This is a genomic window from Streptomyces sp. TRM64462, assembly GCF_013362995.1.
In the GTDB taxonomy this organism is placed as follows: domain Bacteria; phylum Actinomycetota; class Actinomycetes; order Streptomycetales; family Streptomycetaceae; genus Streptomyces.
This window is the reverse complement of the sequence record NZ_JABWDV010000425.1, coordinates 67,137-77,929: the sequence shown is the minus strand read 5'-3', so window position 1 is coordinate 77,929 and position 10,793 is coordinate 67,137. Positions and strand designations below refer to the sequence as shown.

The window sequence follows — 10,793 nt, the reverse complement described above, 5'->3', positions numbered from 1 at the left end:
GGGGTGCCGGGGGCGGCGGGGCCTGCGGGGCCGGGGCCTGCTGGGGCTGGGCGTGTGACGGCGGCGGGAGCAGCCAGTCGTCACCGCCGCCACCCGTCGGCTGCGGGCGCGGCGGAGGCGGCGGCCCGGGCTGGGACTGCGAAGGCTGAGGGGCCTGCGGGGCCTGCGGGGGTCCACCGGCCGGCGGCTGAGGCGGCTGCGGCTGCTGCTGGAACGACTGGGGCAGCGGCGGCGGCCCGGGCGGGCCCGACGGCGCGGGAGACGGGCGCTCGGGCGTCGGCTCCGGGGACAGCGGCTCCGCCGGGCGGTTCATCTGGGACGGGCGCGAGCCCTGGTACTCGTACGGGTCCGGCGCGGGCGGCCGCGGCGCGGACTGGAAGCCCGGCGGCAGGTTCAGGCCGCCGCTCGGCGGGCCCGTGCGCGGCGGGGGAGGGGACACCGGCGTGTACGACGTGGCCGTGTTCGTGAGGAAGTTCCAGCGGCACTCCTCGCAGAACGGAGCCATCGCCTCACGCGGCGTACGGCACTGCGGGCAGAGTTCGGCCTGCTGCGTGGCGTTCGGATCGCCGGCCACCGGGCCAGAGCCAGGGCCAGGGCCGGGGCCGGGAACAGGGCCCGGACCGGCACCGGCGGGCGGGGGCGGAGGCGGCGGGCCCGGGTAGCCGTAGCCGGGCGGAGCGGGAGGCGCGGGAGCGGGCGGCGGGGGAGGGGGCGGCGGAACGGCACCGGCGGGCGCGCCCGCCCCGGCCATGCGGTGGCCGCAGACCTCGCACCAGTCGTCGGAACCCGACTGGTGTCCGTTCGGGCAGGTCGGCATGTCGGCCCTTCCCCCTCTCCTCTTCGGCCGCCGCTGCGACCGTGGTCACGGTTTCTTCACGCGAACCGTCTTCGTGGAGCGCGTTTCGAGGGTCATCTCGTCCGCCTCCGCGACCTTCGCCTTCAGTCGCACAGTACCCGTCGCCACGTCGACGACGTCGACCACCTTCGAAAGAAGTTTCGTAGTATCCGTGTTCCCCGACGCGGCCGCCAACTGCACCGCCCGGCCCAGCTTCGCCGTCGCTCCGCCGAAATCGCCCGACTTGCGGGCATCGAGCCCCTGTTGGATGACATGGGCGAGTTCGGCCTGCCCCGTGTAATGCGCGACCTGAGGGTTGATGGACGTGGTCGCCGCCACGTCGTCGGTCCACACGGCCCGTACGAGCCCCTGAGACGGGGGACGCGCGTCGCCGCCCCCGCCGACCCCACCGGCCCGGCCGTCCGGCAGGACGAGGGAGACACGCGCGGCGAGCATCTCCTGCCTCAGCCCGGCCGCCGGGACGCGCACGCACAGGTGGTAGTCGCGCGACTCGTCACCCCACGAACCCGTCGGATAGTCACCGGCCCGCGGCCCCGCATCCGTACGACGTCCCGTCAGGTCCTCGACGGACGGCGCGACCTGCTTCAGGAACCGGATCTCCGCGCCCACCGGCGTCCACACGCGCAGCGCGACGTCCGCGACCTCCTTGCCCATCGCGTGCTCCATCATCCGCGTGAAGTCCGCGGTGAGACCGGACGGATCGGCCACGATGTCCGCCGTGCCGAGCAGCGCCGACGCGATGCCCGTGACCTCCTTCACCTCCCAGTCCGTGCCCACGCCGCGCGCGTCGCACGTGAACCGCCCCGCGCACGCGTCGAGCGCCGCCCGCAGGTCGTCGGGCGACTCGTGCTCGTTGCGCCCGTCCGTCAGCAGGATGCCGTGCCGGATCGCGGTGCCGGCCGGGGCCAGGAGCCGGTCGGCGAGCCGCAGCCACGTACCGATGGCCGTACCGCCGCCCGCGCTCAGCCGCCGCAGCGCCTCCTTGGCCTCCGCGCGCGTCCGGGCGTCCGCCGTGGCCAGCCGGCCGCCGCCCGGGTACACCTCCTGCGCCACGTGCGTACCGGCGACGACCGCGAACGCGACCCCGTCGTGCAGCGTGTCGACCGCGGCGGCCGTCGCGTCGCGCGCGTTGCGCATCTTCGTCGGCGGGTACTCCATCGAGCCGGAGCAGTCCACCATCAGCACGACCGCGGCACCCGGCCCCGGCCCCGGCCGCTGCCCCGCACCCGGCCGGACCGCCGCCAGCGGCGCCCCGCCCGTCGTGCCCCCGCCCGTGGCGGTGACGGTCACGATCGCGTGGACCTCGCGGCCGCCCTCCGGCAGATACACGTTCTGGTACACGTCCACCGAGAACTGCGGCACGTTCGACTTGGAGAAGTTCGCCATCCTGATCGGCTCCCGGGTTTCGGCTTCCGGCCTTCCGGCCTTCCGGCTCTGAGGTCATCGCGCCCTGGTCAGGCTGCCCCTCGCGGCGGTACGGCGAACGGCAGCACCGCCACCGTTACGTTGTCGTGCCCGCCACCGTCGATGGCGTGGCCGACGAGCACCTGGGCGCTGTGCAGCGGCCGCGCCGCCGCGTCCGGCGGCAGGACCCGCGCCATGTCGTCCGCCGACTCGGCGTAGTTCCAGAGCCCGTCCGTGCACACCACGACGACACCCGGCCGGTCCGGTGTGAACGCGGCGGTGTGCGGCTCCAGTTCGTACGCGTCGGCGCCGAGCCAGCCGGTGATGGCGTGGGCCCGCTCGTCGGCGTACGCCTCGGCCTCGTTCATCAGGCCCGCCGCGACCATCTGCGCCGCCCACGAGTCGTCTTCGGTGAGGCGGGCGGGCGGCGCGCCGCGGTCGTCCGGCACCCAGTAGGCGCGGCTGTCGCCGACCCAGCCGACGACGAGCAGCCCGCCCGCGGCGACGGCGCCGACGATGGTGCAGGCCGGGGCGTTGCGGTGGCGGTGCGCGTCGTGCTCCCGGCCCGCCGCGCCGTCCGCTCCCTGCGGTCCGCCCGGTCCGCCCGGTCCGTCCGGGCCGTGCGCGAGGGCGTTGACCGCGTCGGCGGCGGCGACGATCGCCTCGTGCATCGCCTGCTGCGGATGCGTACCGCGCGGCAGCGCCTCCAGCAGGGACTCGTTCGCCGCACCGGCGGCGGCCTCCGACGCCGCGTCGGGGCGGGACGCCGACGACACACCGTCGCAGACGACCGCCACGACGGCCGGCGAACCGTCCGCGAGCGCGGTGGCCGATACGGCGAACGCGTCCTCGTTGCGGTGGTGGCGCAGCCCGCGGTCGCTCACCGCCGCGACCGGTCCCAGCTCCTGCTCCATGTGGTCGCGTTCGCGGGGCTGGGCGTGGCCGCAGTTCTCGCAGTACCCGTCCCGGTCCACGCGGCCGGCCCGGCACGCGACGCAGACCTTGCCACCCGGGGCGTGCCCGGCGTCCGGGGCCGTGGGGGCGGGTGCTGCGGGTGCTGCGGGAGCCGCCGGTGCTGCCGGGGCTGCTGGGGCAGCAGTGGCGGCAGCCGCCGCGCGCGGGTCCGGCGCCGCGAGCTCGAAGTCCCCGTCGGCGCCCGCCCCGAGGCCGCCGGGCGGATCGTGCCGCACCGGCCGTTCAGGCGCACCGGGCGCACCGGGTACGCCGGGTACGCCGGGCACGCCGGGCACTCCCCGTACACCGGCTGCGTCCGGTACGGGCGGCGTGCCCGACGCCGCCGCCCGGTTCGGGTCCAGGGCCAGGGCCACGTCCAGGGCCACGGTCGGCCGGTCCTGCGGCGGCTGGGGCACGGCCGACAGGTCGTACCCGCAGGCACCGCAGAACAGATCGCCCGACTCCAGCGGCTCGGAGCAGCCAGGGCAGGCCGACAGTTGATGCGCCTGCTGATGCGTCTGCGACATCGATCACACCCACGTCCGGGGGCGGAAGCGGTTGGCCCGTTCCACCAGTTCGATCCTTTCCTCGCCGCGCTGGGCGAGCCGGGCGAGCACCCGGTACGAGTGTTCCAGCCCGAAGCGCAGCCCGCGCTCGTGGAGTTCGCTCCCCAGGAGCGCGCGGTCCGGAGACTGCCCGCCGTGCATGCCGGGACCGCCCGACAGGCACCAGTCCAGGGCGAGCCCCAGCACCTCCGTGGACAGCCGCTCCCTGCGGACGGGGTCGAGCCCGAGCCCGTCGAGCGCGGTCACCTGCCCGGCCGCCGCGTACAGGTCGTCCCGCAGCGGTTCGCGCGGGTCGCGCTGCCGCAGCCGGGCCCGTACGGCGGCGACGCGCGCGGCCGTGTAGTGGATGGACGCCTCGGGGACGGACTCCAGCGTACGGACGGCGGCCGTCCGGTCACCCGCGGCCAGCCGCACCCGGGCCAGGCCGAACGCGGCGCTCACCTGGCTCGGGTCGGTCGCCCACACCAGGCCGTAGTACTCGGCGGCGTTGTCGATCTGGCCGAGCACCTCGGCGCACACGCCCAGGGCCAGCTTGGGCGCGGGCTCGCCGGGGAACGCGTCGTACACGGCGTCGAACGACACGGCGGCCATGGCGTTGTCGCCGGTCGCCAGCGCGACGACGCCCCGGTACCAGACGACCCGCCAGTCGTCGGCGTGCAGCCGCTCCAGGTCGTCCAGCGCCCGCAGCGCGGCCCGCGCGTCGCCCAGTTCGAGGCGGGCGCGCAGCTCCCGCAGCCGCAGCTCCGGCGAGCCCGCGGGCGCGGCCGGCGCGGCAGCCAGCGCGGCGACCAGCTCGGCGGGGCCCGAGCCCATGAGCCCGGCCAGGAACGCCGCGTCGGGGTCGCCCGGGTCGATGTGCGGCACGGGCAGTGCCAGCGCGGCGGCCCGTACGTCGAGCCCGGCGAGCAACGGCACGGGTGCGGGTGCGGGCACGGCCGCGGGCGCCGCCCCGCCGGCCGGTCCACGGACCGCCCCACCGTCCGCTCCACGCACCGCCCCGCCATCCGGCCCCCGCGTCGCCGCGCCGCGCCGTGCCCCGCGACGCCGCCCGGTCCCGCCGCGCAGCCCCAGCCGCGACACCTCACCCGCCGGCTCGGCGAACAGCACCGTGTCCGCCACCCGCAACTCGGGCCCGAACAGCGTGGACAGCGCCGGGCGCGGCGTGCCCGTCTGGACCGCCACGACCTCCCGCAGCACACCCGTGAGCTGCTCGGCCATCTCCTGCGCCGACGCGAACCTGCGCCCCGGGTCCGGGTCCGTCGCCCGCACCAGCAGCCGGTAGAACGACTCGTACCGCCGGAACACCTCGATGTGCTCCGGGTCGGGCAGCGAGTCCACGAACACGTTCGTGTAGCCCTGGAAGTCGAACGTCAGCACCGCCAGCGTCCGCGCCACCGTGTACAGGTCCGACGCGACCGAAGGGCCGACCTCCGCGACCTCCGGCGCCTGGTAGCCGACCGTGCCGTAGATGGCCGACTCCCGGTCGTCCATCCGCCGCACCGCGCCCATGTCGATCAGCTTGAGCTGGTCCTCGGTCTGGATCGCGTTGTCGACCTTGAAGTCGCAGTACAGCAGGTTGCGGCTGTGCAGATGGCCGAGCGCCTCCAGCGCCTCGATGCCGTACGCGCACGCCTGCTCGACCGGCAGCGGATCGCGCCGGCCGTCCGGGCCGCGACGCGCGTTGGCGATGTCCTTCAGGGACTTGCCGCCGACGTACTCCATGACGATGTAGCCGTCGAGGGAGCCCGTCCGCTGGTCCAGGTGCTCCACGAAGTTGTAGATGCGGACGATGTTGGCGTGCTCGATCTCGGCGAGGAACCGCCGCTCCGAGATGGCCGCCGCCATCGCGTCCTGGTCACCGGTGTCCAGCAGGCCCTTGAGGACCACCCAACGGTCGGACACCGCGCGGTCCACGGCGAGGTACACCCAGCCGAGCCCGCCGTGCGCGAGACAGCCCGCCACCTCGTACTGGCCGTGCACCACATCGCCCGGGCGCAGCTTCGGCACGAACGAGTACGGGTGGCCGCACTTCGTGCAGAAGCCCTCCGTACGGCCCGGCCGCCCGCCGCGCGCGCGGCCGACCGGCGCACCGCAGTCGGAGCGCGAGCAGAAACGCTTCCGCTCCGTCACCTCCGGGTGCTCCATCACCGCCGTACGCGGGTCGGGGCGCGGCACCTCCGGGACCGTGACCAGGCCTGCGCCCAGCCGGTTGCGGGCCGACTGGCCGGACGACGAGCCGCTGCTGCGCACCGAGACGGAGCGCGCGGTCGCCTCGCCCGACAGGGACAGCGAGAGCCGCCCGGACACGGACCGCCGCGAACTCGCCGACCGCGAGGAGCGGGACGAGGAGCGGGACGAGGCGCGGGACGACCGGGACGAGGAGGACCGGGAAGACGACCCGGCGGACGAACGAGCCGAACCGGCCGAGCCGGCCGAACCGGCCGAGCCGGCCGACCGGTCCGACCGGGCGGACGGCCCGGAACCGCCGCCCGCGCCCCCCGCCGCCACGCCCGTGGCCGGCGACGACACCATCCCGTTCGGTGCCACCACCGGCGCCAGACCGCACATGTCGCAGTACAGCTCGCCGCCGCCCACGTCCTCGTACGCGCCACCGCACCCCGGGCGCTGACATGTCCTCATCCATACCCCCCGCGGTCGCTCGGCCCGGTCGACAGGACCTCCGTCGCCGCCCGCTGGTACCGCAGCACGGCCTGTTCGGCGGCGCGCAGGTCGCACGGCGCGCTCCATAGCATCCGGCGCGCCGCGTCGTACCGCTCGACGAGCAGCGGGTCCTCCGCGTACCCGTGCCGGGCGACCTTCGCCTTGTACGCGTCGAGGCGGCCGCGCAGCTCGGCACGCACCGCGAGCGGCGCCGTGACCGCCGTCAGCGACTCGCGGGCGCGCAGCAACTCGTCCTCGGCCTCCCGCTCCAGCGCCTCAAGGAGCGGCGAGAGGCGGTTCCACTGGGCGTGCCGCCGGTACTCGGCGGCCGTCGCGAGACGTTCCTGCAGCGCCGTCGGCGGCCCGCTCACCACCGGCACCTCGGAAGCGGCGATCTTCGCCAGGACCTCACCGCGCGCCGTCCGCGCCTCGGCCAGCGTCCGGTCGGCCCGGGACAGCAGGTCGCGCAGCCGCAGCAGCCGCGACTCGGAGTCCTGCCGCACCTGGAGCACGGCCTCGATCTCCCGCCGTACGTCCTCCAGCGCACGCGCCGCCCTGTCGTACCGGTCTGTGTCGGGCCGGCCGCCGCCGGGCGCCGAACTGCCGGGCGTGGGCCGCCAGAACGCCAGCGGGTCGCTCACCACCTGGACGCGCAGCGTCGCCAGCTCGTCGGTGATGGCCTCCAGGTCGTCGCCCGCCGGGTGCTCACCGGGCCGTACACCCACGGAACGCGCCAGCGAACGCGTCCGGTTCAGCTCGGCGGCCAGGAGGTCTATGCGGGCGGGCAGCGCCGACCAGACGGCGTCCGCCGTCACCACCACGTCCAGGGACGCCGCGTACAGCTCGTTCATCCGCGCCACGAGCTGCTCCAGCGTGAACCGCTCGGCCAGCTGCGCGCCCCGGTCGGCGTCGCCCGGCACGACGACGCTCCCGCCGCGCAGCCGGTCGGTCAGCTCGGCCAGCTCGTCCCGCCCCGGCCAGCGGCGCCGCGCCCGTATCTCCCGGGCCTCGCGGAGCGCGGCCGTGTACGCGTCGAAGTACGTCCAGAGCCGTACGACGGTCCGCTCGGTCTCCGCCCACCGCTCCTTGGTCGTGCCGGTCAGCTCGGCGCCCTCCAGCAGCCTGCGGCCCGCGTGGTCCTGCAGCGCGAGCAGCGAGTCCTCGACCGCCTTGTGCTCCGCGCCGAGCCGGGCCAGCGCACGGTCCACCTCGTCCCGGTCCATCACCGGACCGGGGGGTCCCGTGACGCCCATCGATCACCTCTCGCTTTCCACTCGTCCACTCGCCCACTCGTCCACTCGCCCACTCGTCGGGCTCGGGCTCGGGCTCGGTCTCGCCGTGTCGTGTCTGCCCGGTCAGCCGGTCCGGTACTTCGGCGCCGGGGGCCCGGCTATGCCGGGCAGGTCGGCCTTGAGCCACTTGTCGTACGCCCGCTGCCAGGGGCCGTTGCGGTAGGCGACGAGCACCTGGTTGACCCGGCGCACCAGGTCGTCCTTGCCGAGCTTCGCCGCCACGCCGTAGTACTCGGTCGTGAAGGGCCTGCCCTTGAGCTCGACGGCCGGGTCCTGCGCGGCCTGACCGGCGGCGAGCGCGCTGTCCGTGACGATCGCGTCGACCTCGCCGGTCTGCAGCCGGACCAGGCAGTCCAGTTGGTTGGGCACGGTGAGGCGGTCCGCGTCCTGCGGCGTCCCGTCGCCCTCGTCGCGGTACTTCGCGCCGAACGCGTCGCGCTCCAGGGCCTCGTACGCCGTCGAACCCTCGGCCGAGCACACGCGCTTGCCGGCCAGCGACGCGTCGTACCCGGTGACGGTGGAGTCCTTGGGGGCGAGCACCTGCTGGCCGGTCTGGAAGTACGCGGTCGAGAACGCGACCTGCTCGATCCGCGCGCAGTTGATCGTCATGGTCCGGACGATCAGGTCGACCTTCCCGCCCTCCAGAGCGGCGATCCGCTGGTTGGTCGGCACGGCACGGAAGATGACCGCGTCCGGGCTGCCGACGATGTCGGCGGCGATGGCCCGGGCCAGGTCGATGTCGAAGCCCTCCAGGGTGCCCTTGGCGGGGTCGCGGTAGCCCCACCGGTAGCTGTTCTGGTCGACGCCGACGATGAGCTTGCCGCGCGCCTTGATCGCGTCGACGGCCGGGCCGTCGGCGGAGGACGGGCGCAGCGACGCCTCCGGGTCGGTGCACGTCTCGGACCGGGCGGCGGCCGCACCGGCGGGCTGTACGCGGACGACTCCGCCGCCGTCCCGCTCCTGCCGGTCGTGCTCCTGCCGGTCCGGCGCCGAACCGCCCGGCGCAGAACCGCCCGGCGCAGAACCGCCCGGCGCGCCGCCGAGGCAGAGCGGTACGAGGGCCAGGACGCCCGTCAGCGCGCACGCGGCGCCCATCGCGGCCACGCCGCCCCAGCCCCGGAACCGCCCGACGGCGCTGCCGGTGCCGGCGCTGCCGGCGGTGCTGTTGGCGCCGTGGGTGCTGTTCGTGCTGTTCGTGCCGTTCATCGTGCCCCTCCCCTCGCCTCGCCGGTCACCGGTACTCCGACAGCCTGCGGTTGATGCCCAGGACGGCGCCGACCGCCCCCAGAAACGCCAGGGCTGCGGCGCCCGCCGCGAGGCCGGTCAGCGCGGCGCGCCCGCGGTCGGCGGCCTGCGTGAACTCCGCCTGCTCGTGGTCGAGCGCCTTCCGCAGGGCCGCGTCGACCTGGTCGAAGGCGGCGCCCGTCGAGTCCTCGCCGCCGAGCACCTTCGCCAGGGCGCCCTCGTAGTCGCCCGCGTCGTCCGTCTGCCGGGCGCCGGTGTGCCGCTCGCGCCACTCGCCCTGCCACCGGCGCGCGTCCGCCACCGGGTCGCCGCCCGCCTTGTCGTCGGCGAGCCTCCGGGCCCGGTCCAGCGCCGAGTCCAGCGCCGCCATCGCGGCGACGTGGTCCGTCTCGTACTTGTCGCTCTTGCCGTCGTCGGTGAGTACCGCGCCCCGTGCCACGAGAGTCAGGTTCTCGTTCGCCCGGGCCTTGAGGGAACTGATCCTGGCTTCGTTCAGCACCTTGAGCGAATCCTGCCCGTGCGCGCGTGCGTCGTCCAGGCCGGTGCGGGCGAGCGTGTGCCCGGCCGCGAGCCACAGCAGCACCACCGTGGTGGCTGCCGTCGCGGCGAGCAGGCCCCGGTTGAGCACCCGGTTCGTACGCCGGTACTCGCGGCGCTGCGCCCAGGCCAGGACACCCAGGACCAGCACGCCCGCACCGAGCGACAGGACGGGCCACGCGCGCGCGTCCTCGTCGTCCTGGGCCAGCCGTGCGGTCTCCGCCTCGTACAGGCGCTGGGCCGCGGGCAGCATCTCCTTCGTCATCCGCTGGTTCGCGTACCGGAGGTACGCGCCGCCCAGCGGCAGGCCCTGCCGGTTCGCGGCGCGGGCCCGCTCGATCAGGCCCGTGTACTGCGGGAGCTGCTCGTTGAGCGTGGCGATCTCGCGGGCGGACGCGGACGAACCGTCCGTGGTGGCCGCCGCCTTGACGAGGAGCCGGGCCGCGGTCGCGATGTCCTCCTCGTACCGCTCCCGTACGCCGGCGGGCTCCTGCGCGCCCGCGAGGAAGCCGCTCGCGGCGGCCGTGTCGGCGTCGGCGAGCGAGCGGTAGACGTGCGCGGCGTCGGCGCTCAGCGGCTGGCTGCGCCCGACGACGTCGTCCGCGGCGGCCGACCGGTCCGCCACCTCCAGGGCGGTGACGGCGCCGAACGCCACGACGAGCGCGGCCAGTACGGCTCCGATGACTCGGAGGCGCCCGGGCTCGGTCGTCAGCGCGGTACGCAGCCGGGCGCGGGCCTCGGCCCACGCACCGCGCGGCGTGTGCGGCCCGGCGGTCGCGGCGTCGGGGGAGGGGGAGGGGGAGGAGGCGGGGGCGGGAGCCGGGACGGCCGCGCTGTGAACGGGGGCCGCGCCCGGAGCCGTATAAGGGGCTGGAGTCACGCCCGGGGCCGTAGAGGGGGCCAGGCAGTGGCGGGGCGGCTGGGCGGGGATGCCGGGCGGCGGTGGTGCGGGGGTGCCGGGTGGCGGCGTGGGTACGCCCGACGGCACGGACCGCCCGTTCGGCGGGTATGTCACGTGACCTCCCCCTCGGTCGCCGCGGCCCGCCCCCGGCGGACTCGGGAGGCGGCTGCCCGGCCAGCAGTATGGCCGCAGGGGCCGACATTGACACCAGGCTTGACTCGATCTTGTTCTTATCGTGCCCGACGCCTCAATCGCACCGTCATTCGAACCCCCCTCAAAGAACACGTCCGGCGGCCGCCGCCGGTTCCCGAAGGGGCGCGCACAGGCGGCGTTCACGCCCCGGTCATCACGCCACCGCCCGCGCTGCTCCTCCCCGC

6 protein-coding genes and 1 pseudogene are annotated in these 10,793 nt (G+C 75.6%); all 7 read right to left on the bottom strand.

Annotation, left to right across the window (positions count from 1 at the left end):
* Nucleotides 1-817, bottom strand: a pseudogene (locus tag HTZ82_RS27075) (forkhead-associated protein); the annotation flags it as partial.
* A 45-nt stretch (nucleotides 818-862) separates the two neighbouring features.
* The gene (locus tag HTZ82_RS27070; RefSeq protein ID WP_175412005.1) at nucleotides 863-2,242 is read right to left on the bottom strand and encodes a VWA domain-containing protein; all 1,380 of its coding nucleotides are present in this window, start codon (nucleotides 2,240-2,242) and stop codon (nucleotides 863-865) included.
* Between the two features lie 68 nt (nucleotides 2,243-2,310).
* On the bottom strand, nucleotides 2,311-3,741 hold the full coding sequence (locus HTZ82_RS27065; protein WP_175412004.1) for a protein phosphatase 2C domain-containing protein: 1,431 nt from the start codon (nucleotides 3,739-3,741) through the stop codon (nucleotides 2,311-2,313).
* Nucleotides 3,742-3,744: 3 nt separating this feature from the next.
* Nucleotides 3,745-6,420 (bottom strand): serine/threonine-protein kinase, encoded by a 2,676-nt coding sequence (locus HTZ82_RS27060; RefSeq protein WP_175412003.1) that lies wholly within the window; start codon nucleotides 6,418-6,420, stop codon nucleotides 3,745-3,747.
* Nucleotides 6,417-7,694, bottom strand: coding sequence for a hypothetical protein (locus HTZ82_RS27055; RefSeq protein WP_175412002.1), 1,278 nt, complete (start codon nucleotides 7,692-7,694; stop codon nucleotides 6,417-6,419). Before HTZ82_RS27055 ends, HTZ82_RS27060 begins: the two co-directional genes overlap by 4 nt.
* A gap of 102 nt (nucleotides 7,695-7,796) precedes the next feature.
* On the bottom strand, nucleotides 7,797-8,939 hold the full coding sequence (locus tag HTZ82_RS27050) for a glutamate ABC transporter substrate-binding protein (RefSeq protein WP_175412001.1): 1,143 nt from the start codon (nucleotides 8,937-8,939) through the stop codon (nucleotides 7,797-7,799).
* A 25-nt stretch (nucleotides 8,940-8,964) separates the two neighbouring features.
* Nucleotides 8,965-10,395 (bottom strand): hypothetical protein, encoded by a 1,431-nt coding sequence (locus HTZ82_RS27045; protein WP_375540865.1) that lies wholly within the window; start codon nucleotides 10,393-10,395, stop codon nucleotides 8,965-8,967.
* Between the last annotated feature and the right edge of the window lie 398 nt (nucleotides 10,396-10,793).

What these genes read in the sequence shown, in the direction of transcription:
- HTZ82_RS27065 (WP_175412004.1), bottom strand. Translation starts at nt 3,741, where the DNA reads ATGTCGCAGACGCATCAGCAGGCGCATCAACTGTCGGCCTGCCCTGGC.
- HTZ82_RS27060 (WP_175412003.1), bottom strand. Translation starts at nt 6,420, where the DNA reads ATGAGGACATGTCAGCGCCCGGGGTGCGGTGGCGCGTACGAGGACGTG.
- HTZ82_RS27050 (WP_175412001.1), bottom strand. Translation starts at nt 8,939, where the DNA reads ATGAACGGCACGAACAGCACGAACAGCACCCACGGCGCCAACAGCACC.
- HTZ82_RS27055 (WP_175412002.1), bottom strand. Translation starts at nt 7,694, where the DNA reads ATGGGCGTCACGGGACCCCCCGGTCCGGTGATGGACCGGGACGAGGTG.
- HTZ82_RS27070 (WP_175412005.1), bottom strand. Translation starts at nt 2,242, where the DNA reads ATGGCGAACTTCTCCAAGTCGAACGTGCCGCAGTTCTCGGTGGACGTG.